Here is a 25,558-nt window from a genome sequence, read left to right as displayed (position 1 = left end):
GATCAGTTGGCTCCGTCCAGGCCGAGGAGGCCGGTGAATCCGGCGGGAGAGAGAAGAACGTTCCGGCCGATTCCCGCGCCTGCGCGGTCTGCGGCGGACAACCGGCCCGCGCCGACGGCGGCTGCCATCATCCGGTCGAGCATGTGCCAGCCGGCATAGGCGGCCGCCCGGATAGCGAACTGGGCATCGAGCGGGCCGGATCCGCCCCGGTAGCCCGACCAGAACTCTGCCATCTTGGGCCGCAACCGTTCGAGCTCGGCCACGCCGTGCTTCAGGATGTCTTCGTGTGCTGCCTTGTGCCCGAAGGCGGAGTCGGCCGCGAGCGACTTGGAGACTCCTTGGACAGCTCGGTACAGCCACTCTCCAATGAACCCGCCGACATCACGAGCCGGGTCACCGAGGCGGAACTCCTCCCAGTCCGTGAGGTACAGCAGGCCGTCGCCGGAGATGAGGAACTGGTCCAGGCGCAGATCCGCGTGGATGGGGTGGTGCGACGCTGCGGCTTCCAACTGCCGTAGTTCCTGAAGCGCGCGCAGGAGCGGCGTGTCCGCCTGGAGGAGCTGCCAAAACTCGATCTCTGCGAAACTGCTGTTGGCGAAGACGGCGAAAGGGAGCGCGCGGAGGCTGGCCAGCGGCGGAAGCGCATGGGCAGAATGATCGAGATCGAAGCCCTGAGTGGGGAGCCGGTGCAGGGCTGCGATCGTCCGACCGGCCCTGCGGCACAATCCGTCGGTGAATCGGTCGTCCGCCGCTAGCTCCGCTCCCGACTGCGCGTCTTCCAGCCACCTAAAGGCAACAAGGTGGTGTTCGCTGTCGTGGCCGAGGAGTTCCGGACCCGTGATGTCTTGATTCCCTGAACGGACTTGTTCGAAGTTCAGGAGGCGATTGAAGCGAGTCGCGGCATCGGCTGGTTTTCCGCCGAGCCGCTTGACGAACACGGATGCCTGAGTGGTAGTTTTCCCCGCCCAGTTGTCATTTCTGCCCAGATAGGCCGTGACGGTTTCTGTGTCGAAGGTTCCCAGGCCGGACGACATTAGCATACGGTCAACTTCCGGCGCCTTTTCCAGGGCTATGGGAGCGAATCGTAGGCGTGTCGGCTCGGCGGCCTCGCCTGCTTCTTCCTTGATGGTCATGCGCCGGGATCGTAGCCGCCATCCCCTGCACTTCAGGGCGGAAAGTTACCGGATAGTTTGGTCCCATCGGCGGGGCGCCGCTGCCCGCTCGCTCTCGCGCCGCGCCAGGCGGACCCCGTGCTGCCTCCCTCCGAAAGAAACGCGATGGGCTTTCTTTCCTTGTCCGGCGGGGCGGGCTCTATTGTGGCGGCCATGTCGAATTCGCCCCCAGACCTCTTCGTTCTGTCTAATGGGTTGCGTGTGGTCGTCCACCCCGTGCGCGACAGGTCAGCCGTCGGGGTGGCGATGCATTACGGCGTAGGATTCCGTTCGGAACCAGTCGGCCGTTCCGGCTTTGCTCACCTCTTTGAACACATGATGTTTCAGGGGAGTGCGAACGTCGCCAGGGGCGGCCATTACACCACGTGCCAACATTCCGGCGGAGCGGCCAATGGGTCGACGCACCAGGATTACACCGATTACTATCAAATCGTCCCGTCCGTGGCGCTCGACCGCATCCTGTTCCTCGAGGCCGACCGGATGAGATCTCTCAGAATTACCCTCGAAAGCCTGCAGACACAGGTTGCTGTGGTGCAGGAAGAGATTCGCCTGAATGTCCTCAATAAACCCTACGGTGGATTCCCTTGGACCGTATTGCCCGGCGTACTCTACGACTCCTTTCCCAACGCGCATAATGGTTACGGCGACCTGGCTGACATAGCACGGGCAACCGTGGCTGAATGCGAGGAGTTCTTTTCCTCCCATTACACGCCGGGCAACGCCGTCCTGACGGTCTGCGGAGACGCAGACCCGGAGCGGGTGATGGAGGCCGTGGAGCGGCACTTCGGTGGCATCCCGTCCGCGCCCGGTGCGCCGCAGCCTGACCTGAGCGAGCCCTTCTTGGCCGGGGAGTCGCGAGCCGTCCACCTTGACGCCCACGCGCCGCTCCCCGCCACAGCCTTCGGCTACCGCATGCCCGATCCCGCCACGCGCCTTACCGAGTACGTGGCGCACATGGCCCTCTGCCAGATCCTGACGGGTAGTAGGACCGCGCGTCTTAAGACGAAACTGCTCCACCGTGCTGTCCCGCTCGCTACGGATGTGAGCTCCGGCTGCGGGCTGTTCGGCCCTCTCCAGGCCCGTGACCCCGACACATTCCTCGTGGTCGCCACGCATCCCGCCGACCCGTCGGGTAGCGACCGGATCGCTGAGGAGCTGGACAGCGAGCTGGACGACATCGCCCGGTTCGGCCTCAGGGAGGGCGAACTGGCGCGAGCCATCGCGATGAGCATCTCGGCGACTCACCGCAACCGTGACTCCCTGCTGTCCCTCACCCGGCAGACCGGGGCATGCGCCCTGCTGTTCGACCGGGCTGCGCTTCCCCGCGACCTTCCCGGCGTGCTGGCGTCAATCACCGACGCCGACATCGCCCGCGCGGCCGCCTCGCTGACCCCCGATTCCCGGGCCCGCGTGGCTTTGACCCCTACAGGAGAGCGTGCATGACCGTCATCGGGCTACCTCCGCTCGGCCCAGTGCCGGACCTGAGCCTCCCGCCCCTCGCAGATGTAACGCTTCCCTCGGGGCTGCGCGTGGTTGCGGCACGCTGCCCCTCCGTTCCCATGACGGAACTGCGATTGGCGGTCCCGCTTCCGGTCGTGACGGCAAACGAGGCGGCCGTCGCCGAAGTCCTGGCTGCCAGCATGCTGCACGGATACGCAAACAGGACCCATGCCGACATCGCCGACCTGTTGGAGCGCTCGGGAAGCACCCTGGACGTCGGGCGCAGCCGCTGGCTGACTCTGTCCGCGTCCTGTCCCACGGACCGGTTGGAGGAACTGGTCCACCTGATCGGCGGGCTCATGGCCGGTGCGGCCCATTGCGAGGACGCCGTCGACCGTGAACGCCGACGCCTGACGCAGAAGGTGACGGTGGCTCGGGCGCAGCCGCAGACGATCGCAGCCTCAGCACTTGTCGACCATGCCTACGGAGATGTGCCGGCGCTGCGCCCGCTTCCCGAACTGGCCGATGTCGCACGAGTGACCGCCGAGAGGGTACGTGAACTGCACCGTCGGACCGTCCTGCCCGGCGGCGCCCATCTGGTCATCGTCGGAGACATAGACCTGGAAGACGCCATCGAGACGGTAGCGCGACAGATGGAGCAGTGGGAGGCCGGCTCCGCGGACGGGCCTCAGGCGTTCCTGAGGCCGCTGCCCGCGGGTTCGCTACGGCTGGTGGACCGCCCCGGCGCCGTCCAGTCCCAGATCCGGCTCCTGGCACCCGGCGCCCACCGGGACGATCCCCGCTTCCCGTCCCTGTCGTTGGCCAACGTGGTCTTCGGCGGGTACTTCTCCTCGCGCCTGGTGATGTCACTGCGGGAAGAATTCGGCTTGGCGTACCGCGTCGACTCCTCGTTCCGCGACTACCTCGACCAGATGGTGATCGCTATCGAGGCAGACACCGCCACGGAAGTCACCGCGGCGGCACTGAAACAGATTCAGCACCAGATACGGCAGTTGTCGGAACGCCCCGTGACTGGAGTGGAGATAGACGCGGCCCGCCGCTACCTGGCGGGGATGTCGATGCTGGCGACGGCCTCCCAGAGCGGACTGGCCGGCAGTCTGCTGGCCGCGCTTCTCCTAGGCCAGCCCCCGGCACGCCTGGTCACCTTTCCGAAGCTGCTGGATGCCATTGACACAGAAGAACTCCGGGCAACCGCCTCGGAGTTCTACCGGCCCGAAGCCTTCTGCGGCGTGGTGGTCGGCGACCGATCGGCTCTCGCCGATGAGCTTGAGGGAACAACTGATGACTACTTCGCCTGAGTCAACCCTGCCCGTCCAGAAGGCGGGCGGCCCGTCCAGGCCGGCGGTTACCGTAAGCGGCCTGTGCATGCGCTACGGGAAACGCGACATCCTGCAGGATCTGGACCTCACCATCGAACGCGGAGAGATCTTCGCGCTGCTGGGGCCGAACGGTGCCGGCAAGACCACGACGATCGAGATTCTGGAAGGCCTCCGGTTGCGATCGGCAGGCCAGGTGTCCGTTCTCGGAACGGACCCCGCGCATGCGGACGACACCTGGCGCGCTCGGATCGGCATCGTCATGCAGGCGTGGCAGGACCACGCCAAATGGCGTGTTGGTGAATTGGTGGAACACATCGCCCGCTACTACCCCGACCCGCTCAGTGCAGAGGAACTGCTTGGCCTCGTGGGCCTGACCGACGAGGCGGGGAAGGAAGTGCAGAAGCTCTCCGGCGGTCAGCGTCGGCGGCTGGATGTCGCGCTGGGCATCGTCGGCCGCCCCGAGCTGCTCTTCCTCGACGAGCCCACCACCGGGTTCGACCCTGAAGCCCGGGCGGCATTCCACGAGGTGGCCGGCCGGCTGAGCCGGGAACAGGACATGACCATCCTGCTGACCACACATGACCTGGCCGAGGCGGAGAAGCTCGCCACGCGCACCGGCATCCTCGTCGGCGGCCAACTGGTGGCCTGCGGCACGACGCAGGAACTGGCAACCGCCGTCCGTGCGACAACCGAAGTGCGCTGGACGGAACCTGACGGCACCCAACGCCGGACGCATACGCCCGACCCGTCGGAGTTCGTCTACGACCTCCATCGCCAAACCGAGGCCCCCATTGCCGGCCTGGAAGTACGTCGCCCGTCGCTCGAGGAGACCTACCTTCGCCTGATCCACCTGGAGGACAACCAGTGAACGCCCGCGTATCCATAGCCAACGGCCTGCACCGGGGCGGTATCGAACTGCATCAGACCGTACGCAGCGTTCGCGAATGCCTGACACACGTGATCAACGTGGCGATATTCATAGCGGTCGCCATGTGGCGCAGCGGCACCGTCAAGGGCAGCGATATACCCATCTCGACGATGGTGCTCGCCGGCGAGGTTGCTGCCGTGATCGTCTCCAGTGCGTGGACGACCCTGCCGCAGATCATGGCAACCGAACGCCAGGATGGCACTCTGCTGCGATTGCGCGGAATTCCCCACGCGACGTCCGCCTACGTCCTGGCCAAGACCCTGCACACCTCCGTCATCGCCGTCACCAGCGCCTTGGCTCTGCTTTTCGTCGGAGCGGGAGTGAACGGCTCGGGCCTGCCGCACTCGGCCCAGGGGTGGATGACGCTGGGGTGGGTCCTGTTCCTGGGACTGGCGGCGGTGGTACCGATCGGGACAGCCATCGGCGCCTCGCTGCCCAACGCCCGTGGCGCTGTCGCGTTGCTCATGATGCCCGTCTTCGCACTGATGGCGGTGTCCGGCGTGTTCTTCCCCGTCACCTCCATGCCGAGCTGGCTGCAGACGATCGCCGAGATCTTCCCGCTGAAGTGGCTGGCACAGGGCATCCGTTCGGCGACCATGCCAGACAGCGCACTGATCGCTGAAACCGGGCACAGTTGGCAGCACTGGCAGACCGCCGGGGTACTTACCGCCTGGGCGATCGCCGGGTTCATCATCGCCCCCGCAATCCTGCGCGGTACCACCCGCCGCGAGTCCGGCGCCCGACTCGCCGCCGGACAGCAGCCGTCCCAACGATCCCCGCAAGGAAGTCTGCGATGACTCAACCCGCCGTGCTCGCCGCCCCTCTCCGCCCCCGCGAGACGAGTGTCATCTACCCGCTCCAGCCGTCCAGCGTGGGCGAGATCGTTCCGATGGCACGACTGCTGCAGGCCCGTGGACGCGGCCGATTGTGGCTCGGCCAGAGCATGGGCCTCGACACTCACCAACTCTTCGCCGCCTTGACCGGTATGGGGCTGCGGATACCGTTCGGGAGCAGCGTCGTTCTCGCACCCCTGCGCCACCCCCTCGATGCGGCCCTCCAGGCCCGCTCCGCAGCAGCACTCTCGGGCGCTCCCTACGTCGCGGGGATCGGTCCCGGCGGTACCGACTTCCAGCGGATGGTCAGGCGCGAGGCGTACGAGAAGCCAGTGAGCGCCGTCGCCGAGTACCTCTCTGTCATGCGCCGCCTGCTGGCCGGTGAACGGGTGGACGAGGACGGCGTGAACTTCAGTACCCACGCGCAGCTTGGGCCTCCAGCCTCCGTACCAGTGGAGCTAGGGCTGGGCGTGCTGCGCCCCCCAATGGCAAGGGCAGCCGGCCGCGTTGCCGATGTAGCCATCACCTGGCTCACGCCGGCCCCGTATATAAGGGACGCCCTGGTGCCCAGCCTCGCTACCGGAGCCGGTACACGAGACCGTCAGATGCCTCGCATCGCCTCAGTGGTCCACGTCGCAGTCACCCGGCCAGGGCGCGACATCCAGCGCACTGCATTCAACGCCGCCTTCGGACACCTGAGCCTGCCGCATTACACCGACATGCTCCGCCAGGCGGGGATCACCGCTGACCCGAACCATCCGGAGGACGGCGCGAAGGCCATCGTCGACGCCGGCGTTTTCGTCGCGGGAACACCGCAAGAGATCGCTGACGGGCTGGATGCATACCGCCACGCAGGCGTCGACGAAGTGATCCTCAACGTCTGTGGAGTGACGCGCTCCGAAGGGCTGGGCGCAGGCCTGCGCGACCTGACCGAGATTCTGGAGACCATTGATGACCGTCAGGCCTGACAGTGCCGAAAACACCGTTCCACTTGAACAGCAACCGCCGCAGTTCGGCGCCCGCAGGCTGCTGTACGTAGGAACGGGCGCACTGGGCGTGATGTTCATGCCGATGTGGGCGCACTGGCTCAAGTCCTCATACCCACAACTCGAGCTGAAGACCATGCTCACCCGATCAGCACAGCAATTCGTGGGACCCGCAGCAGTGCTGGCGCTGAGTGGAGGACCTCTGCTGAGCGACGCCTGGCCGACAGACAGCGTCGCCACCGCCGTCCACGTCGAACTCACCGAGTGGGCTGACGCCGTGCTGGTTCATCCTGCTACCTTCCACTTCACCTCCCGCCTGGCCATGGGGATGGCTGACACTCCGCTACTCCTCGCCCTTCAGTGCACACAGGCACCCATCGCAATCGCCCCCGCCCTGCCGCCCGGGGGATGCACCTCGTCGGCTTACCTGCGCAACTTGGAGACACTAGCCGCCCGGCCGAACGTCGTTGTCGTTCCCCCCATACAGGGTCTCTCCGCTACCACTGGCAAGAACGATGCCTCACCGGCCGCACCACTGCCGCAGAGCATCGCCGCTCTGGAGCGACTGAGCCGTTCCTTGCGATCCGAGGGGCAGGCATGACCGGGCGCATCATCCGCCAATTCGAGACCGGCTACCAGCGCACGCTGATTACCGCGGATACAGAGGGAAACCATCTCTGGCGGCGTTTCCCCGGCCGAAACCGCACCTCGCCGCTGCATGGCCCGTCCCCTGCGGTCAGCCGTGTACTGACTGGCCTCTCACACGGTCAGGTACACGCCGTTCTCGCCAATGAGGAATCCGACGGCGGAGTCTCCTATACGGTGCCAGGCAGCGTTTCGGTGGCCGGGCTTGCCCTGAGCACACCTACCGGAAGCGACCTGGACCGTCTCGCAACCCTCCTGACCGCAACCGGTGGGCTCCTGCGCCGGATTCAGTCGGCCGGGCCCGCTGCCACCACGGCCGCAGTGCCCTCCGGCCCGGCTCGGGCACTGGCCTGGATGCGCAACGGGAGCGGACCGAGAGCCACGGCCCCGCTGCACGAGGAACTACGGCGATCTCTGGGCGCAAAGCGCTGGGACGAGGCCATGCACTGGTGCCACGAATTTACCTCTCCCGCGCCCGACGACTCCCTACTGCACGGAGCAGCCAGCATGGGACAGATCGTCCTGGCGCCCCAACCGGACGCGGCAGCCCTACTGGTCGGGGAGGACGTCGCACGCGGGCCTGCTGACTTCGATGCCGGCTGGCTCTTGGGCGAGTTGCTGGAGCTGCACGTCCTCGCCGCCGCCCAGAGCTTCCGCCGAGAATTCCTCGGAGTAGCCCGAGCAGCCTTCCTGGACGGTCTAGGAAGGCTGGACGATCCGGCCCGCACAGGCCGCGCCGCCATCCTGCGCCTGCTCGTCCACGCGCATGACTTCGCCGCATACGTCGGGTGGCACCCCGAACTACTGGTACACGCCCGTGTGCTGCCCGCCCTCGTCGACACAGGCGGCAACGGCATCCTCACCGATCCCTGGTGAGAAGACCACCTCGCCAAGCATCCCCGCCAAAACAAGAGAAACGAGCCTGCAATGTTCCGACACCGTGCTGGTATCCGCCTGGTCGTCCTCCGTGACACCGATGCCGCCCGCGCCGCGATCCAGCGAGCCCTGGACAACGCCGAGCCGGGCGAAGCAGCCGGGCTGGGCCGCGCCCTCGAACTGTTGGGGACGGCCTCACAAACGGACTCCGAACTCATCCGAGACTGGACGCTCCAGATTCTGCGCGACGCCGGAGTCGACCCGAAGGCGGAAATGAACGCCGTCCGTGCGCTGCGCGCGGCTGAGCCGGCTCTGGACCTCCAGACGGCCGTGGACCTGGTCAAGAATGTTGCGCGCCGATGAAGGATCTCGCACGCTCAGTCAGCCTGCGGCTCGGAGCCGATCTGCTGCACGACAACCGGCTGCAAGTGAGCGGTGCCGCCGTGCTGGCCGTGGCTTCCGCAGCCGCATCGCTGGCCGTTCCGATGCTCGTCCAGCAAGTCATCGCTGATTTCGCCGCCCACCGTTCCTGGATTTCACCCATCGCTTGGATGGCGTCCGTGGCCCTGGCCGGGGCGCTGTCCTCCGCCGCGGCAAGCTACCTGCTGGGCCGGATGGGAGAGGGCCTCATCCTGAGGCTGCGCGACCGGGCGACCCGTCACGCTCTCGGACTCCCATTGGCTGTGGTCAGAGCGGAAGGCCATGGCAACCTGGTCTCCCGCATCACCTCCGATGCGGCCGTGCTGCGATCCGTCGTCGACGTAGGCGTGGTGCAGCTCCCCCTCGCCGCGTTGACCACCGTGGCCACCCTCGCGGTCATGGCATGGCTGGACTGGGTCCTGGTCCTGGTGACTGTTGCCTCATTCGCCGCCGCCGGAGCGGCCATCACCGTCGTGGTGCTACGCGTCCGCCGCAACGTGATCGCGCAGCAGACCGCGCTGGGAGAGCTTGCACAGTACCTAACTGTCCTGCTGTCGTCTCTGACCACCATCAAGGCATACCGAGCGGAAGAGATCTCGGCACAGCGGCACTTCGAACACGCCGCAGGCCTGATGACGACCTCACTGGCCGGGGCAAGGCTCCAGTCGATGATCACACCGGTCATGGGACTGGGCCAGCAGATAGCTCTGGTGAGCGTCATCATCGGCGGCGGTGCACGTATCGCCGCCGGTACCCTGTCCGTCCCCGCTTTCGCCGCATTCCTTCTCTTCCTACTCCAACTAGTCAGCCCTGTAACGATGTTGGCGACCGGCATCAGCAGGCTTCAGGCGGGGCTCGCCGCTAAGAGTCGCTTCGAGACGCTCCTGTCCCTTCCCCAAGAAACTGACGACTCGGCAGGGACCGTTCCCGAGCCGACTCCCGTCGTTGATGCCCCCAGTGTCGAGTTCGACAGCGTGTCCTTCGCTTATCACAGCAACCCCGTCTTGCTTGACCTGTCCTTCACCGCAGCACATCAGGGGCTCACGGCGATCGTAGGACCGTCAGGCGCGGGAAAATCCACGGCCCTTGCACTGATCGACCGTTTCATGCATCCGGACTCCGGGACCGTCCGCGTGTTCGGACACGACGTGACCGCGTGGCCACTGACAACGCTGCGCCGACACATCGCATACGTGGACCAGGCATTCACCCTGCTTGAGGGGACCATCCGGCAGAACCTGCTCATAGGCCAGACCGAGCCCGTCGAGGACAGCCAGGTATTCGAGGCGCTGACAGCCGTTGGACTGCGCGAAGAAATCATGCGACTTCCCGACGGGCTGGATACGGTCATCGGTCGCTCGGCAGACCTGTCGGGCGGCCAACGCCAACGGCTCGCGCTGGCACGCGCGCTTCTCTCGAAGGCCCAACTTGTCATCCTGGACGAGCCGACATCTCAGCTCGACAGCCTCAACGAGAAGAGACTCCGCGACGTTGTCCAGGATCTCTCCCGAACTCGCGCGGTGATCGTCGTGGCACATCGCTTGTCCACCGTGCAGAACGCCGAGCAAGTCATCTTGATGAGCGCCGGAGCGACAGTGGACTCCGGGACGCACAGTGAACTCATGGGACGGTGCGCGGCGTACCGCAACCTGGTGGAGAACCAGCACCTTCATCAGGACCCCCTGATATAGCGACCGCTGTAACCACAGCGCGAGCACAGCCAGACGCTGTACCAACCTCTTCCTGGACCGCTCGAGCACGTCGAGCGACTCGACGCCGTCGGGTTCCTTGATTGAGGAAGATTTTAAGTAAGTGCAGAATGAAGCAAAGTGAAACTTAAAATACCATCGAACCTTTACAAGGCCTGCACGCGACGGGGCTCGCCGTGACTAATGGGCATGTAGCGTGGTGTCCGATTTGACCATGCGCAGGAAGTTTGGGTGCCGCGGAGGCATTCGCTGAATTGACAGCAGATACTGACCGAGTATCGTGTGCTGAAGTATGCGTCGGGTACGGATCGCGGACTCATGCAAGGTTCCGGATTGAGACGTGGGAGTGGCCCTGACCAGCCACATCACGTCGCCTGATCGCAATCGCGACACGTACTGGATTACTGGATTACCTTGCAGCATCGGGGGAGTAGGAATGCGGCGCACGTTAAACTGGATATGCGCTCGGAGCGGTAACGGGTCGCCCGGCGGGCAGCTGCAGATGGGACGTGATTCGTTCCGTGGCGGCGCTCCGCTATTTAGCATATCTAGCATGTGGGTTGACCGGATTCTTTTCGGTGAGGTTCTTTTGATACGCGGCCCTATGGTGGCCGCAATGCCGGAAGGAGGGGCATGCCACGCCCTCCCGTGATGCCACCGGATGACAAGCTAGAAATCGTGATGCGCGTAATTTCCGGCGAGATATCCATCTCGCAAGCAGCTCGCCAGGCCAATGTTTCTGAGCAGTCGGTGGGCAATTGGAAACGGCAGTTCATCGCAGCCGGTCGGCAAGGTCTCGAAGGCTCCGACCGCAGAAATGCCGAACGTGAGCGTCAACTCATCGCAGAGATCGCGGAACTGAAGGCCGCGCTGGGCGAGGTTTACGTCCAGCTGAGAAGCAAGAGACGGAGTGTGGACTATCGTGCGGTCCCTTCTCCGACCTCGAGACGATACGAAACGATGCCGGGCTCAGCGTCTCGAGGTTCTGCCGAGTCCTCCAGGTACCCAGGCGGACCTATGCGTGCTGGCAGTTGATGCCCATCTCGACGTCGGCTGAACGCTGACCCTCTCGACGTTGGACGCTTTCGCTGATCGTCGTTGGGGTTGCCCGGGTGGGTGATGTGGGGCCGTTGGGCCGCCTTGATGGCGGACAGCAGAGAAGCATCGGCGGTGCTTTCGATGCCTCCGGTCGTCGCTGTCGAAGGTGACGCTGGGTGCCGATGGCGGGGAGAACGCCGTCGGCTTGGGTGAGGTCGCGCAGGACGGCGTAGTGGCGCGTGCACCAGGGTCCCGGGGCTGCTCAGGCCTCGGGACCCTGGTGTGTCTCCGTCGGGTGCAGCGCCTCTTCGCGGCCCCGGTCACCGTGCTTCCCCCGCCGAGCCGGTGCCGGGTTCGGCGGGCTGGGGGAGCTGGTGTTCGTTCGGTTGGCCGTGTGGGGTTGTGTGGGTCTAGTACTCCAGTGAGAATTCGTGTCCTGAGCTGGTTCTTCTCGTTGTCCAGTCATGGTGGGGATGGGTGAAGTCGATTGCTGGGCAGCGGAGTTGGAGTCGGTGTTCGCTCGGGTGGCGGGCCGGTTCGGGCGGGCTGATCTGCGGTGGCGGATGCGGGATTACGTGCGGGGGCTGCTGGCGCCGGTGAGCCGGAAGAACGGCTGGCAGCTGGCGGAGTACGCAGGCCATCGTGATCCCGCGGGGCTGCAGCATCTGCTGAACGGTGCCCGGTGGGATGCTGATGCGGTGCGGGACGACGTGCGTGGATACGTCGCCGAACACCTCGGCCCAGACGGCGTGCTGATCGTCGATGACACGGGATTCATCAAGAAGGGCACCACATCGGCAGGTGTGTCGCGGCAGTACACCGGAACCTCCGGGGCTTGTCCGTGAATAACTGTCAGAGTTGATCTGTAGGGGTGTTCTCCACGGACGTCGGACGAGTTTGCAGTTGCTGGAGCGTGCGCGCAGGTGAGCCAGGTATCGGTGTGACGGCAACGCGATGCAGGTCGAGAATTCGGTGGCCGTCCTGGAACTGGTTGGACAGGTTGGTGCGTGTGACGCTCAGCATCTGGGCCATCAGGGTGCTGGTTGCGGCCTTGCGGCGGCGCAGGAGTGCGGCAAGCAGTCGGTGGAAGTGGTCCAGGCTGCTGGTCTGCGGATGGAGGTAGCCCCGGGGGCGGTGGAATCGACGCCGGAAGGCTGCCTCGGCCAGGGCGTCCCAGTACGGTTCCGAGACCGCCACGAGGTGGGCGAACTCCGAGCGAGCCATGCCGGTCAGTGTGGGATCGGTAAGCATCAAGGTCACGGCGGGATCGATCGGCCGACGAGTCGCCGGTTCTTCGGAAGGGCTTGGGGGATGCGGGGCCAGGGTGTAGTTCCAGTTGCCGTGGAACGCATCGGGTGTGATCGGCAGGGCACGGAACTCGGCGGTCGTGACGGTGGTGCCGAGGGCGTAGTCGCCAGTGTCCAGCTCGGCGCCGATCCTCAGCCCGGTCGCGGTAGTCGTTGCGGCGATCGTCTCGAGCACGACTTGGTAGCTGGTCAGCGGCCGACCGCGCCAATTGGCCGTGATATGGCAGAACATCCGGTGCTCGATCTTGTTCCACTTCGAAGTACCCGGCCAATGCCGTTGTTTGACTGTTCATCAGTTCGGTGGCGGGGATGTGTTGGGCCCGCCGGGCGTTGACAGGTCATGCATCCGTGGGTAGGGCGATCCGATGACGTGCGGCTGGGTGCGCTCACGGCGTGCGTGACGCCGGAGCTGGTGGATGACGTGCTGGCCGAGTGCGGCCGGGGCGGGGTGAGGCCGGGGGCGCTGTCGCCGCGGTTCATGGTCTACTTCACGCTCGCGCTGGCACTGTTCGCGCAGGACTCCTACGACGATGTCGCGGAGAACCTGGTCGGGGCGCTGGAGGGGATGGACGAGACGATCCCGAACCGGGCCTCGTTCACCCGTGCCCGACAGCGCCTGGGGCCGGAGGTGTTGGAGGCGGTGTTCCGCCGGGTGCGCGGACCGCTCGCACCCGCTCAGGTGGGCAGGGCGTTCTGGCGCGGGATGCGGTTGGCCGCCGTCGACGGCTTCGTACTGGATCTGCCGGACAACAAGGCCAACCGGGAGTTCTTCGGTGGGTGGAGCGACGCGCGCGGGGCGCCGGCCGGGTTCCCGCAGGTGCGGGTGGTGACGCTGACCGAGACCGGCACGCACGCTTCGATCGACGCCCGGATCGGAGGCTTCAACGGTGGTGAGCGGGAGTTGGCGGTGCAGATGGCCTGCTCTGCGGCCGGGATGCTGGTCATCATGGACCGCAACTTTCCCGGGGTGGAGCTGTGGAAGGAGTACACCCGCGCCGGAGCGCATCTGCTGCTGCGGGCTCGGTCGACGGTCGCCTCCCCGCCGCTTGAGGTGCTGGCGGACGGGAGCTATCTGGGGCGGATGAGCCTGGCCGGGCAGCGGGCCTCGCATCCGGGCGGGGTGACGGTCAGAGTCGTCGAGTACCGGGTCGACGGCGGCGAGGTGATCAAGTTGCTGACCGATCTGCTTGATGTCGATGCCTACCCAGCAGCGGAGTTGGCCGCGCTCTACCATGATCGCTGGGAGGTGGAATCGGCCTACCGGCAGGTCAAGACGTTCCAGCGTGGGCCCGCGCAGGTGTTGCGCTCGGCCACTCCGGCGCTGGTCCACCAGGAGGTCTGGGCACATCTGGTGGTGCACCACTGCCTGAACGGGATCATCATGCAGGTCGCCGACGGCGAGCGGATCGACCCGCACCGGATCTCCTTCGTCAAGGTCCTCAAGCACGTACGGCGCAGCGTGATCCGGCAGGCCAAGGACGGTGTCGCGGCCGTCGGAGCATTCCTGGCGATGCTGGAGGCCAAGGTCCACCGCAAGCTCGACACCGGTCCTCGCCGCAACCGTAGTGCGCCACGGGTCCTCAAGCGCCCGGACTCGAAGTACTCGCCCTCGGTCAAGAAACAGCAGCACGGCCCCACCCGGCGGGTCCCCGCGAAGATGATCACCCTCAGCCCGGCGATGCTTCAGTAGCTCAAACAACGGCATTGAGTACCCGGCGGAAAGTGACACACTGTAATCTCCAGTCCGCTCTCGCGGGCGAAGGTGTGCAACTGCTTCTTCCAGGTCCAGTAGCGGGGATTGTTCGAGCCGCCAGCGTCCGCGGTGATCAGCAACCGGTCCGCGTCCGGATGGTCCACTCGCCCATGGCGGCGCCACCAGCGGCGGATGGATTCGGTGGCGAACTCGGCGGTGTCATGATCGGTCCCGACGTTGACCCAGCCGGTGTTGGTGGCCAGGTCGTAGACCCCGTAGGGAATGGCCGTCGGTTGGTCGTCATCGAAGAGGTGGGAGTGACAGTCCACCTTGATCGGGTCCTTGCCGGGGCGCCAGACACGGCCGGGCCGGTCGCGGTTGCCGATCCACTCCTTGGCCTTGGTGTCGACGCTGATCACCGGCTGGCCGTCGTCATGGAAGGCGGCGGCGGTGGCGTTGATGTGGGCGAACTGAGCGTCGCGTTCCGGATGGCGTGCGCCTTCAGTGGTTTTGGCCGTGCCTTGCAGGCTATATCCCATCGCGTGCAGCAGACGTCCGACGGTCGTGGCGCCGACCAGGTGCCCCTGCGCGGACAGGGCCCGGGCCAAGCTCCGCAGCGACAGGGTGGTCCAGCGGAGCGGGGAGACGGGATCGCCGCGGGTATGCGGCTCGATCAGCATCTCCAGAGCCGGCAGCAGACCGGTGTCGGTGGCCGTCAACGGCTTGCGCCCGCCTCCCGGAGCCCGGATACGGTGCGTCGGCGCCGCGTGCGTCTCCAGTTCGGTGATGCCGCGCGCGATGGTGGCGGTGCTGGTTCGGGAGGCGGCAGCTACCAGGGCGATTCCGCCATGACCGAGCGAGACGGCCTCGCTGGCGAGGTAAAGCCGGCGACGGCGCTCGTCGAGATGCGGCAGAACCTGCTCGAACTTGCAGTGCAACTCGGCAGCGGAAACGCGGACTTGCGGAGGCACAGTCACGTTCCAGCGTCCCACTGACGGCCGTCCCGCAGGTCAACTCTGACAGTTATTCACGGACAAGCCCCCGGACGCACCGAGAACAGCCAGATCGGTGTGTTCCTCGCCTACGCCACCAGCCGCGGACGCACGCTGATCGACCGCCGTCTGTATCTGCCCATGTCGTGGACAGACGACCGGGAAAGGTGCCGGCAGGCCGGCATCGACGACAGCGTCGTCTTCGAGACGAAGGTGGCCATGGCCCGGGCGATGGTCCGCCGGGCGATTGCGGACAGGATCCCGTTCGGGTGGGTTACGGCGGATGCCGCCTACGGCTACAGCAAGGGCTGGCGCTTCGAGCTGGAACAGGCCGATGTCTTCCATGTCATGGCCACCACCCGGCACGACACCGTCGTCACCCGCTGGTCCATCGACCATCCCGTCCACGACCTGTTCCCGGGCCTGCCACGGCAGAAGTGGAAGCGCCGCTCATGCGGCCAGGGTGCCCACGGACAGAGGATCTATGACTGGGCCCGCGTCGAGGTCCGGCCCTGGCATCGCGAAGACCGCCGGCACTGGGTCATCGCCCGCCGCAGCGTCCGCCGACCCGAGGAGATTTCCTACTACATCGCCTACTGCCCCGCCGACACCACTCTGGACGAGCTGATCCGGATCGCGGGCAGCCGGTGGGCGGTTGAGGAGTGCTTCCAGAGTGCGAAGCAGGAGTGCGGTCTGGACGACTACCAGGTCCGCCGCTACCCCGGCTGGCACCGCCACATGACTCTGGCCATGGCCGCCCACGCCTGCCTCACCGTCCTGCGGGCCCGCGAACTCGACACGGACAAAGCAGAAACGGATCCTCCCAGCTCATCCACCTCAGCCTTCCCGAGATCAGACGCCTGATCACCCGCCTCACCCACCGACCACCACCGCCTCTCGACCACGTTCTGCACTGGTCGACCTGGCGACGCCGACGCCAACACCAGGCCCGCAGCAGTCACTACAAACGACGCGGACACAGCCCATGACACCTGCCCACCAGTCACGGCAAGCACCGTTGCAGTACTAGGGCGTTTCTGACGGCTCTTGAACGGTGTCGCGGAGCCAGATGGCGATCGCGGTGACGGTCAGGGTGCCGTTGAAGATGTAGTCGCGCTTGTCGTACCTGCTGGCGACCGCGCGGAACTGCTTCCATTTGCTGACGCACCGCTCGGCGGCACTGCGGCGGCGGTACTGGGCCTTGTCGAAGGCCGGGGGCCGGCCGCCGGCCCGGCCTCGCCGGCGACGGTGTTCACGCTGGTCGTCGGGCTGCGCGATGGTGGCTTTGATGTGCCGCCGCCGCAGGTAGGCGCGGGTGTCGCGGCTGGAGTACGCCTTGTCGCCACGCAATCGGTCCGGACGGCTGCGCGGACGGCCTGGCCCGCGCCGCCCGATCCGTAGTTTCTCCAGCACCGGGACGAGCATGGGGTTGTCGCCCCGCTGGCCGGGCGAGGTCAGCCAGACCAGCGGTCGGGCACGGTCGTCTGCCAGCAGATGGACCTTGCAGGTCAGTCCGCCCCGTGAGCGCCCCAACGCCTCACGCCCATCGGTGTCCACACGCGTACCGCCCCCTTTTGCGGGAAGTCGCGCGGGGGCCGGTGCCGGGCCCCGGCCGCGTGCTGATGTGCCCGGCAGGACGTGGAGTCAATGTTCACCGCCCACTCCGCCTCCCGGCCCGCGGACCGGGCCAGGACCCCGTCCGGGTCGGCCGCATCAGCCTCGATCTGAAGCTCGGCCAGGACCTGCTGCCAGGTACCGTCCGCCGACCAGCGGCGATGCCGCTCATACACGGTCTGCCAAGGCCCGTACCGCTCAGGCAAGTCCGGCCACGGCACCCCCGTACGGGCCCGGAACAGCACCCCGTTGATCACCCTTCGGTGATCCGCCCACTGCCCACCCGGGCCGCCGTTCACCGGCAGCAACGGCTCGATCTTCGACCACTGCGCATGAGTCAGTTCATGGCGTCGCACCATACGACGCGCATGCCCAGCACCAGAGCTGATCCACCCAACCCAGCAAGAGCCATCAGAAACGACCTAGACCCGTACAACGGTTGAGGGGTCAGAGGAGCTTCTGGGGGGCTTCGTACTGGTCGACGGGTGCGATGTTGCAGGCGGCCTTGGGGCCGGTGAGGCCGTGTCCGCCGATGCCTTCGCCTTCGGGCAGCGGTACCGCGCAGCGCAGGTCGACGTTGGCGAGGGAGGCGCCGTAGGTGTTGAGGATGCCGCCCGCGCCTTCCCCGTCCGAGCCTGTGATGACGGTGTCGCCGTTGCGGGTCGAGAAGTCCGTGGCGCCGTCGCCGCTCGCACCGGTGCCGGGCACACTGGTGCCGGTGAGGCCGCCAGTGGCACCGGTGAGGTTCCCCGTGGTGCCGGTGAGGTTACTGACGGCGCCGGTGGGGTTGCCGACGGCACTGCTGAGGGTTCCCGTGGGGTTGCCGGCGGCGCTGGTGACGGCGCCGGTGGGGTTGGTGGTGAGGTTCCCCGTGGTGCCGGTGAGGTTGGTGACGGTTCCGGTGGGGTTGCCGGTGGTGCCGGTGGCGGTGCCGCAGTTGCAGCCGGTGCCGGTGCCGCTCGTGGTCGGGCCCGCGGCGGCGGAAAGAACGCTCTGGATCGCGTCGGCGGCGGTCTTGTGGCCCTGGGGCACCGGGGTGTTTGCCGAGGCGGGGGCGGCGACGGCCATCGTTGCGGCGGTGGCGAAGGCCGCCCCGGCGAGAACCTGCTTGAACACGGTGATGCTCCCAATTCAGTGGGTCAGTAAGGGGTGGCAGGCCTGCCCTGAGGGAGGTGAGGGGCCTGTCGTTCCTGGAACGAGGAATGTGCGCAAAACGTCACAGATTGTGCTCGTTCAGACCAACATGTGGTGGGGGGCTGGTGCGTTCGTGGTCTGCCGGTGGCTTCCCGGGCCGCGGGCGGGCAGCGGCTCCGCGCAGGTGTGGGGTGCGGCTGTTCTTGGGTGACCGTGATGACGCAGCCTGATCACGGTCACTCAACAAGAGCCGCACCCTCAAGGCGAATGTCGTTGGCCGCCGATGGCGCAGGTATCGACGCGTATGTCCGGTGCCCGGTCCGGCCCGGCGGGCGGGAGTGTGCCGGGTCCCGGGCCTTGTGAGGCCCGGAACCCTTGGGAGGCACTCTCTGTCGTGATCTTGCACCCGATCAACGATGCTCCGCTGCCCCGGTCACTCCGCTTCCTCCATCCGGCCCGGGGCGGGCCCGGCGAGTTGCGCGGGCTGCTGTCCGTCCGGTCGTGCCGGGTCTTGTGGTGGGGGGAGATCCGTATGCCGGGCGGTGTGTCAGAGGAGCTTCTGCGGGGCCTGGTACAGGGTGGTGGGTCCGAGGTTGCACTGGTTCTTGATGGTGGAGAGGCCGTGTCCGCCGATGCCCTCGCCTTCGGGCAGCGGGACCGCGCAGCGCAGGTCGACGGTGCCCTGCGAGGCGCCGTGGCCGTTGAGGATGCCGCCCGACCCGCCGGTGATGGCGGTGTCGCCGTTGCTGGTACCGAAGGCGCCGGTGCCGTTCGCGGTGGGGCCCTGCGCGGCGCCGGTGGAGAAGACGCTCGTGAGGGCGTTGGCGGGGAGGATCGGGGCCTGGGGGGCCGGGGCCTGTGCCGAGGCGGGGGCGGCGACGGCCATCGTTGCGCCCGTGGCGAGGGCCGCTCCGGCGAGAACCTGCTTGATCACGGTGATGCTCCCAATTCGGTGGGTCAGTAAGGTCGTTAAGGGGTGACGGGCCCGCCCTGGGGGCGGGGAGCTGTCGTTCCTGGAACGAGGAGCGTGCACAACACGTCACCAAGTGCGCCCATTTGGACCAGGACGGGCATGTAAGGCGTGGGGGTTGGCGGTTTCGCGGTCCGCCGGGGGCCTTCCGGGGGCGCGGGCGGAGCCGTAAACGCGCAGGGTGCGGCTCTACTTGAGTGACCGCGATCATGCGACCGTGATCATGCAGCTTGATCGCGGTCACCCAAGAGGAGCCACACCCCAAAGCAATGTCTCGACCGTCGGCGCCACCGGCATGGACGCGTGGGTCGGGTGGCCCTGGCCGGCCGGCGGGCGTGTGCGGGGTCCCGGGGCGTGTCCAGACCTCGGGACCCTTGGGGCACTCACCTGATCCCCGGGTTCAACGGCTCTGTGCAGTCCCGGTCACTCCGCTTCCCTCGCCCGGCCCAGTGCGAGGGATGCGGGCTGCTGTCCGTTGAGCGTGGAGCGGTTTTTGTGGTGGGGGACCGCCCGTACGCCGCTCCGCCGAAGGGTGGGTCAGAGGAGCTTCTGGGGGGCCTGGTACTGGTCGACGGGGGCGATGTTGCAGGCGGCCTTGGGGCCGCCGAGGAGGTGGCCGCCGATGCCCTCGCCCTCGGGCAGCGGCACGGCGCAGCGCAGGTCGACGTTGATGAACGGGGCGCCGTAGGTGTTGCCGATGCCGCCCGCCTCACCGGCGATGGAGGTGTTGCCGTTGCGGGTCGCGAAGTCGCTGGCGCCGGCGCTGCCCATGGCGCCGGTGCCGCTGGCGGTCGGGCCCGCGGCGGCGGCGAGCAGGCTCTGGAGCGTGCTGGTGGGGGTGGTGCTGGCCGGGGGGACCGGGGCCGGGGCCTGCGCGGAGGCGGGGGCTGCGACGGCCATCGTTGCACCTGTGGCGAGGGCCGCTCCGGCGAGAACCTGCTTGAACACGATCATGCTCCCAATTCGGTGGGTCAGTAAGGGGGGACAGGTCCGCCCTGGGGGAGTGCGGAACCTGTCGTTCCTGGAACGAGAAATATGCATAAAACGTCACGGAGTGCGCTCATTCAGACCAACACGTGGTGGAGGCTGGTGTGTTCGCGGTCCGCCGGCGGCCTCCCGGTGCCACCGGCACGGACGCTCAAGTCCTGCGCCCCGGCCCGAAGAGTGGGGCTCCTGAGTGTGCCGGGTCCCGGGGCGACTGGTCAGACCCCGGGACCCTTGGGCGGTACTCACTCACGTGATCTTGCGCTGGTTCAACGGCGCGGTGCCGAGCCCGGTCACCCGGCTTCCCCCGCCCGGCCCATTACGGGCCCATCAAGCCGCGCGAACTGCCGTCCGTCCGGCTGCTCGCGTGGGCTCTTGTTGGTGGAAGCCCCATACCCCGGCCAGTACGTCGTGGCAGTACGTCGTGGTCCCGGCCGTCCCGGGCGGCTTGTTCGGTGTGCGACGCGGAACGGCGCTCCGGTGCGCACCGTCCCCGGATGTGCGCACGGCCCCCTGCGTGGCAGGGGGCCGTGGGCCAGGGGCAGTTGGTCGCGGGAGTGTCAGAGGAGCTTCTGGGGGGCTTGGTACTGGTTGACGGGGGCGATGTTGCAGGCGGCCTTGGGGCCGCCGAGGGCGTGTCCGCCGATGCCTTCGCCCTCGGGCAGCGGGATCGCGCAGCGCAGGTCGGCGTTGATGAGCGGGGCGCCGTAGGTGTTGAGGATGCCGCCCGCGCCGCCGGTGATGGCGGTGTTGCCGTTGCGGGTGCCGAAGTCCGAGGCATCCTGTGCGGAGGCGGGCACGGCGACGGCCATCGTTGCGGCGACGGCAAAAACCGCTCCGGAGAGAATCTGCTTGATCACGATCATGCTCCCATTCGGTGGATCGGCGAGGGGTGGCAGGCCCCCCCCGTGGGGCAACCTGCCGCCCCAGGGGGTCACGGCCGGGGTCGCGGCGTCTGGCACGGCACCTCGCCGCATTGCCAAACATCTCTCATAGCTCCTCCCTCCAAGGCCTCAAGGGCCAAGGGGGGACCCCGATATGAGACGCTTCGGCGCCTTGCGATGCACCGCACCAGACGCCGCGACCTGGTCCGACCCTGATCCACCGGACACCACCTCGAGCGAGAAAAGGCATAACACGTCATAAACTGCGCCCGTTTAGTCCAAAAGTCACATCGTGCCTCACACGGTGAGCGTGTGGTGCGTCGGCTCTCACCGGCTCGAAGAGGCGGCAATTCGCCGCATGCTGTGCGGCTTTCGGTTTGTGGGTGGGTAACACTGGAGGGGTCCGGGCGTTGAACTGGATGGTTCGGCGGGCCGGTTGCCCCCGTCGCTCGCCCGCCCGGCCAGTACCCGGGCGACCGCTCGCCAGGGTGGGAGCACTACCTGCGGTTGCCCTCCCTCGAACAGGCCAGACCATGCTGAGAGATCACCGTGCCGGGGAGGCTTCGAAGAGGCCGAGGGGTAGTCCGGCTTGGGTCGTTCCTATGCCACTTCCATGCCGGTGCGCACTGATGCCTGAACCGGGGATGCACGCCTCCCATGGCGATTAGCCAGTGGGCCCGGAAGAGGGGTTGGTGAGTGCGAGGTCGGGGGCGAGGGTTCCTGCCCCGTATCTGTCGGGGTCGTGGTGCGGGGGGCGTGCGGTGGTGCGGAGGCGGGCGATGACGCGTGGGGCGTTCCAGTCGGGGTGTGCGGAGCGGAGCAGGGCTGCTGCGGCTGAGGTGTAGGCGGTGGCGGCGCTGGTGCCGCCGTCGCCGTTGCAGATGGTGAAGGAGGTGCCGGTGCGGCTGCATCCTCGGCTGTAGAGGGGCATGTCGGCGCCGGGTGCGGCGATTCCCAGGCCGGGGCCCCAGGTGGAGCCTTTCCACAGGTGTCCGTCGGGGCCGGTGGCGCTGACTGCCAGCACGCCGGGGTAGGCGGCCGGGAAGTTCAGCGGCGACTGGTGGGTTCCTGAGTTCCCGGCGGCGGCGACCACGACGACGTCCTTGTCGATTGCGTACTGCACTGCCTCCTGCCAGGCATCGAGGGAGCTGGGCAGGCCGAAGGACAGGTTGAGTACTTTGGCTCCGTGGTCGGCGGCGTAGCGGATGGCCTGGGCATCGCCTGTGGCGCTGGCCCGGGGGCCGGGTGTGATGGCTTTGAGGGGCAGCAGAATCGACTGTGGGGCCAGACCTGGTAGGCCCCGTGCGCCGTTGATGAGCGCGGCCATCATGGTCCCGTGCGAGAGGACCTGGTCGTCATCGGTCTGCGGGGTCTGGGACCCGGTGAAGTCGACTGCCTGCAGGCGGGGCCCGGTCAGGTCCGCATCGGCCTGGACGCCGCTGTCGACCAGCGCGACGATCACCCCGGCGCCGGTGGAGGTGCGCCAGGCGGCGTCCGCGTGCAGGGCGCTGAGCGGCCAGGCGAGCGGCGAAGACCGCGCGGGTGCTGCGTCGGCCGGGCAGATCGCGGCGAACAGCCCGGCCAGGGAAACGGCCATGAGACAGCGGGCCGCCTTCCTGGCCCGTTCAGGAGTAGTGCTTGTACGGGTTGTCACCGGGCAGCCCGCCTGAATGGTGGATGGCATTGCTGGAATAGGTTCGGCGAAGAGCCGCGGCCCTGGCCGTATGCTGACGCTCGATCAGCATCCCCGCCGCATCGTCCAGATGTCCGCTGCGCGCCCGTTCGCGGCGCCCGAGAAAAACAGTAGTGGTAGCGATGGCGGCCACAAGAGCGATCAGCAGTGCGATGACTATACCCACAGTTCCGCCTTTCCTCGTCAGTGAGCGGTCGTTCTAAAGGCTGAAAATAGTGGGTCTGCGGCTGCACCGGTATATGCACCGGTGCAGCCGCAGACCCGGGCCGGAATGGGTCCGGCCCGGGACGTGTGGTTAGCCTCGGCCGCCCAGACCACCGGCGAACGTCGTCGCGCACAGGCGGTACTTGTAGGCGAAGTAGTCATCACCGCGGTAGCCGGAGTTCCAGGAGCCCATCACTGCATCGCAGGCCGAACGCGTCGGCTGGAAGTAGGTGGTGCAACCCGCCGGCCCGTCGTAGTCGCATGAGCCGTAGGCCGGCGGCGTCGGAGCCGCGCTGGCCCCGGCCGCTCCGCCCATGACCGCAGCCGCAGAAATAGCCAGCACAGAAATAGCACGACGTATGCGCATGGAATTAGTCCCCTTTCAAATCGTCCCCCCCTTGGGGACGTTCAAGATCCTTTCACTCTTTTCGGTGGCATGGTTGAAATCTGAGGTTCATTTGAGCTTCGCGGCGAATTCTCGGGTTCCGGACTGCCCGGAGATGTCGGTGAATTACATCCCTGGCCAAATCGGCGTCAATTTGTGGCTGAAATTCGAGGACCTCAGGTCTCCTGCCTCCGGCGTGGTTCTGTGGTTTCACCGGCCCGGCGCCCGGATGGAACGTGTCTGGAAACGCCGAAGGGGGTGGTCTCACGCAGGAGGCCCCCTCGGGCATGTCATCGTTCAGCGCACGCGTCCGAGGTGGATGACGCTGACGCGGATCTGCTGGTCGTTGGTCTCGTCAGCACGCGTTGCCTGGGCGCCATCGCGCGCGAGGTCAGCGCCACCCGGGAACCGGTCGCCATCACCGACCACGGGACGCCGGGATGCTGATTCATCAGGCCGCGAACCTGGTCCTCGCCAGCCCCGCGGTGAACCAGGCCGGCGAAGAACGCGCTGCGAATGAAGCTCGTCGGCAAGCGGCACGCTCAGCGCGGGAGAGAGCCTGAGCCTGCCCGGACGGCGTACGTCGTGACGGGCCAGGCCGACTGCGCCAGGTAGCTCGGGGTGATGTCGCGCCGTCAGGGCGCCTCTGCCTTCCTTCTTTGGCGCGGCGCGGGGATCAGGGTGCCTCTCCAAGTCCGGTGCTGCCTGGCGGGTTGTCCCAGGTTTTCCAGTGCAGGACGATCCGGTCGTCGTGCAGGGCCGCGGGCTCGGGGGCGGGCCCGGTGCGGAGTTCGATCTTGGCGAAGAACGTGCGGCACAGCTGCCGCTTGTGGTGGGGAGCGCGGGCGGCCCGCCGGTTCCACCAGTCGGCCAGCCAGCGGGGGCTGAAGGTGTCCTCGTCCATGTATTGGTTGAGGTTGCGGCGGATGGCCTCGGCTTCGTCGGCCGGCGCTGCGGCAAGGGCGTTCACCGCAGCGTGTTCCCTCTCTGCGGCGGGTGGCAGGTCCGTCTCGAAGATGTGGAGGAGGGCCTGGGTCAGAGCCTGGACCACGGGGGGCTTGGCCATCTCGCCCAGTACGGCGTAGGCCACGTGCTCCTCAAGTTCGAGAGCGGGCATCGCCGCATCGGCGCACGCCGGGTGCATCCTTTGCAGACACTCATAGCGTGGCTCGTCGGCACCGGCCGGGAGCGGGGACATCGGGCCGCGGCAGTGGCCACACTCCACCAGGAGATCGGCGAGTATGTCGTCCCACTGCTGCACAGGGTCACTCACGTGGTGCTTCTTCCATCGACGAGACCAACACGTCAACGGTACGCACTCGGTGAGGAGGCCCGGCGGTGGCAGCATCGGCGCTCGCAGCCATCGGCCGTGTCCATCGGTAGCCGGCCGGGCGGCAACGCGTGTCCGCTCGCAGTTGTCACCCGTTGCGGCAGTGCCGGGTAGCGTGCCAGGGACTGATCTGGACCCGGGGTGGGGAGTGGCGATGCGGTTTCCACGGTTCGATGAGCGCGGCCCGCTGGCGACGGTCGAGCTGGAGGCGCTGCGGTCGCTGAACGCAGCGTTCTTGGCCGCCCGGTACGAGTGGCTGTCGGCGAGCGCGCTCTGGGACCGGCTCCAGAGCGGCGGTGACGTGGCCGAACTGCACGAGGCGCACACGATGTTCCCGTTCTACGGGCAGGCCGTCCAGGAGATCGCGAGCGGCGCGATGGCGTACGAGCGGCATGTGGCGCTGACCGCCTGGCGGTACACGGCCGCGGCGGTCGTCCTGGGCGTCGCCGTGCTGCGGCGTGTCGCGGAGGCGAAGCCGCCGCTGAGTGCCGCGACGGTGGGGGAGCTGTGCCAGGAGCCGACCCTGGGCCAGTTGCACGGGGCCCTGTCGGTGCCGGTGGCCGACCTCCTGCCTGAGCGCGAGCACAGCATTCTGAACGAGCGCGAGGACACGGCGCGGCGGTGGGCGCGGGTGCGCGACGGCGTGGACGGCGCGATGGAGTTCGTGGTGGAGATCGCCGCAGACGAGGAGGCGGCCCACCCCCGCACCAAAGGCGAAGCCGCTGGCTGCCTGCTCACGGAGCACTGCCCGCCCCACACCGACCCGGTGTACCAGGGCGTCCTGGAGCCGCTGTTCCGGCTGGCTGAGGAAGTACCGTTCGGCATCAGCCGGATCATCACGAAGGGTTGAGCCCCGGGCGCCGGGCTCAGGCTGGCGGCGCCGCACCGGGGAGACAGCCGACGAAGTCCCACCAGCCGAGGTCCGGCGTGGGGGGACTGGACGGCCAACCCCATGTCCGCTAGGCCAGGAGGAAGGTGTCC

23 protein-coding genes and 4 pseudogenes are annotated in these 25,558 nt (G+C 67.3%); 15 read left to right on the top strand and 12 right to left on the bottom strand.

All coding sequences use genetic code 11. The annotated features are described in order from the left end of the window. Nucleotides 1-2 precede the first annotated feature (2 nt). Entirely contained in the window at nt 3-1,133 is a 1,131-nt protein-coding gene (gene lxmK / locus OHA17_RS40075; RefSeq protein ID WP_331721259.1) for a class V lanthionine synthetase subunit LxmK, read from the bottom strand. A gap of 192 nt (nt 1,134-1,325) precedes the next feature. Between lxmK and OHA17_RS40070 the strand changes: the two genes are divergently transcribed. From OHA17_RS40070 to OHA17_RS40020, 11 genes and pseudogenes are all read left to right on the top strand, one after another. Then, nucleotides 1,326-2,615 (top strand): pitrilysin family protein, encoded by a 1,290-nt coding sequence (locus OHA17_RS40070; protein ID WP_331721577.1) that lies wholly within the window; start codon nt 1,326-1,328, stop codon nt 2,613-2,615. Further along, entirely contained in the window at nt 2,612-3,931 is a 1,320-nt protein-coding gene (locus OHA17_RS40065; protein WP_406510960.1) for a M16 family metallopeptidase, read from the top strand. The genes OHA17_RS40070 and OHA17_RS40065 overlap by 4 nt, the downstream gene beginning before the upstream one ends. Beyond that, nucleotides 3,915-4,820, top strand: coding sequence for an ABC transporter ATP-binding protein (locus OHA17_RS40060; protein ID WP_331721257.1), 906 nt, complete (start codon nt 3,915-3,917; stop codon nt 4,818-4,820). Before OHA17_RS40065 ends, OHA17_RS40060 begins: the two co-directional genes overlap by 17 nt. Beyond that, entirely contained in the window at nt 4,817-5,677 is an 861-nt protein-coding gene (locus OHA17_RS40055; RefSeq protein ID WP_331721256.1) for an ABC transporter permease, read from the top strand. The genes OHA17_RS40060 and OHA17_RS40055 overlap by 4 nt, the downstream gene beginning before the upstream one ends. Beyond that, nucleotides 5,674-6,681, top strand: a complete 1,008-nt coding sequence (locus OHA17_RS40050; protein ID WP_331721255.1) for an LLM class flavin-dependent oxidoreductase — start codon at nt 5,674-5,676, stop codon at nt 6,679-6,681. The genes OHA17_RS40055 and OHA17_RS40050 overlap by 4 nt, the downstream gene beginning before the upstream one ends. Next, complete coding sequence (locus OHA17_RS40045; RefSeq protein WP_331721254.1) at nt 6,665-7,300, top strand: flavoprotein; 636 nt, start codon at nt 6,665-6,667, stop codon at nt 7,298-7,300. Before OHA17_RS40050 ends, OHA17_RS40045 begins: the two co-directional genes overlap by 17 nt. Next, entirely contained in the window at nt 7,297-8,220 is a 924-nt protein-coding gene (locus OHA17_RS40040) for a hypothetical protein (protein ID WP_331721253.1), read from the top strand. Before OHA17_RS40045 ends, OHA17_RS40040 begins: the two co-directional genes overlap by 4 nt. A 51-nt stretch (nt 8,221-8,271) precedes the next feature. Further along, nucleotides 8,272-8,583: a hypothetical protein gene (locus OHA17_RS40035; RefSeq protein WP_331721252.1), complete on the top strand. Its 312-nt coding sequence runs from the start codon at nt 8,272-8,274 to the stop codon at nt 8,581-8,583. Beyond that, nucleotides 8,580-10,331 (top strand): ABC transporter ATP-binding protein, encoded by a 1,752-nt coding sequence (locus tag OHA17_RS40030; RefSeq protein WP_331721251.1) that lies wholly within the window; start codon nt 8,580-8,582, stop codon nt 10,329-10,331. The genes OHA17_RS40035 and OHA17_RS40030 overlap by 4 nt, the downstream gene beginning before the upstream one ends. A gap of 651 nt (nt 10,332-10,982) precedes the next feature. Next, a complete protein-coding gene (locus OHA17_RS40025) occupies nt 10,983-11,384 on the top strand; it encodes a helix-turn-helix domain-containing protein (RefSeq protein WP_331721250.1) in 402 nt (133 codons plus the stop codon). 476 nt (nt 11,385-11,860) lie between these two features. Next, nucleotides 11,861-12,220: pseudogene (locus tag OHA17_RS40020) on the top strand (transposase); the annotation flags it as partial. Nucleotides 12,221-12,701: 481 nt separating this feature from the next. On the opposite strand, the pseudogene OHA17_RS40015 reads toward OHA17_RS40020, so the two are convergent. Continuing rightward, nucleotides 12,702-12,962, bottom strand: a pseudogene (locus OHA17_RS40015) (ISAzo13-like element transposase-related protein); the annotation flags it as partial. Nucleotides 12,963-13,064: 102 nt separating this feature from the next. On the opposite strand from OHA17_RS40015, the gene OHA17_RS40010 reads away from it, so the two are divergent. After that, nucleotides 13,065-14,384, top strand: coding sequence for an IS4 family transposase (locus OHA17_RS40010; RefSeq protein WP_406510959.1), 1,320 nt, complete (start codon nt 13,065-13,067; stop codon nt 14,382-14,384). Between the two features lie 17 nt (nt 14,385-14,401). On the opposite strand, the pseudogene OHA17_RS40005 reads toward OHA17_RS40010, so the two are convergent. Then, a pseudogene (locus OHA17_RS40005) lies at nt 14,402-15,364 on the bottom strand (ISAzo13 family transposase); the annotation flags it as partial. A 66-nt stretch (nt 15,365-15,430) separates the two neighbouring features. Here OHA17_RS40005 and OHA17_RS40000 point away from each other — a divergent pair. Continuing rightward, nucleotides 15,431-16,243 (top strand): annotated as a pseudogene (locus OHA17_RS40000) (IS701 family transposase); the annotation flags it as partial. 162 nt (nt 16,244-16,405) lie between these two features. On the opposite strand, the gene OHA17_RS39995 reads toward OHA17_RS40000, so the two are convergent. The 8 genes from OHA17_RS39995 to OHA17_RS39960 all read right to left on the bottom strand — a co-directional run bounded on the left by OHA17_RS39995 (nt 16,406) and on the right by OHA17_RS39960 (nt 23,229). Then, a protein-coding gene (locus OHA17_RS39995) for an IS5 family transposase (RefSeq protein ID WP_406510995.1) occupies nt 16,406-17,349 on the bottom strand; the annotation gives its coding sequence in 2 pieces (ribosomal slippage) (nt 16,406-16,966 and nt 16,969-17,349; 942 coding nt in all). Nucleotides 17,350-17,440: 91 nt separating this feature from the next. After that, a complete protein-coding gene (locus tag OHA17_RS39990; protein WP_331721247.1) occupies nt 17,441-18,109 on the bottom strand; it encodes a hypothetical protein in 669 nt (222 codons plus the stop codon). A gap of 565 nt (nt 18,110-18,674) precedes the next feature. Further along, on the bottom strand, nt 18,675-19,061 hold the full coding sequence (locus tag OHA17_RS39985) for a hypothetical protein (protein WP_331721246.1): 387 nt from the start codon (nt 19,059-19,061) through the stop codon (nt 18,675-18,677). Nucleotides 19,062-19,634: 573 nt separating this feature from the next. Then, nucleotides 19,635-20,051, bottom strand: coding sequence for a hypothetical protein (locus OHA17_RS39980; protein ID WP_331721245.1), 417 nt, complete (start codon nt 20,049-20,051; stop codon nt 19,635-19,637). A gap of 590 nt (nt 20,052-20,641) precedes the next feature. Further along, nucleotides 20,642-20,947, bottom strand: a complete 306-nt coding sequence (locus OHA17_RS39975; RefSeq protein WP_331721244.1) for a hypothetical protein — start codon at nt 20,945-20,947, stop codon at nt 20,642-20,644. A gap of 682 nt (nt 20,948-21,629) precedes the next feature. Next, nucleotides 21,630-22,562: a S8 family serine peptidase gene (locus OHA17_RS39970; protein WP_331721243.1), complete on the bottom strand. Its 933-nt coding sequence runs from the start codon at nt 22,560-22,562 to the stop codon at nt 21,630-21,632. 28 nt (nt 22,563-22,590) lie between these two features. Next, nucleotides 22,591-22,824, bottom strand: a complete 234-nt coding sequence (locus OHA17_RS39965; protein WP_331721242.1) for a hypothetical protein — start codon at nt 22,822-22,824, stop codon at nt 22,591-22,593. Nucleotides 22,825-22,953: 129 nt separating this feature from the next. Further along, a complete protein-coding gene (locus OHA17_RS39960) occupies nt 22,954-23,229 on the bottom strand; it encodes a hypothetical protein (protein WP_331721241.1) in 276 nt (91 codons plus the stop codon). A 333-nt stretch (nt 23,230-23,562) separates the two neighbouring features. Here OHA17_RS39960 and OHA17_RS39955 point away from each other — a divergent pair, with 333 nt between their 5' ends. Continuing rightward, entirely contained in the window at nt 23,563-23,694 is a 132-nt protein-coding gene (locus tag OHA17_RS39955; protein ID WP_406510958.1) for a hypothetical protein, read from the top strand. A 229-nt stretch (nt 23,695-23,923) separates the two neighbouring features. On the opposite strand, the gene OHA17_RS39950 is transcribed toward OHA17_RS39955, so the two are convergent. Next, nucleotides 23,924-24,520 carry a hypothetical protein gene (locus OHA17_RS39950; protein WP_331721240.1) on the bottom strand — a complete coding sequence of 199 codons (597 nt, stop codon included), beginning with the start codon at nt 24,518-24,520 and terminating at the stop codon, nt 23,924-23,926. A 211-nt stretch (nt 24,521-24,731) separates the two neighbouring features. Here OHA17_RS39950 and OHA17_RS39945 point away from each other — a divergent pair, with 211 nt between their 5' ends. Continuing rightward, on the top strand, nt 24,732-25,427 hold the full coding sequence (locus OHA17_RS39945; RefSeq protein ID WP_331721239.1) for a hypothetical protein: 696 nt from the start codon (nt 24,732-24,734) through the stop codon (nt 25,425-25,427). The last annotated feature ends 131 nt before the right edge of the window (nt 25,428-25,558 follow it).

It is taken from the genome of Streptomyces sp. NBC_00212, from assembly GCF_045206365.1.
Lineage (GTDB): Bacteria > Actinomycetota > Actinomycetes > Streptomycetales > Streptomycetaceae > Streptomyces.
The sequence above is the reverse complement of the archived record's forward strand: the minus strand, read 5'-3'. Positions and strand labels throughout refer to the sequence as shown.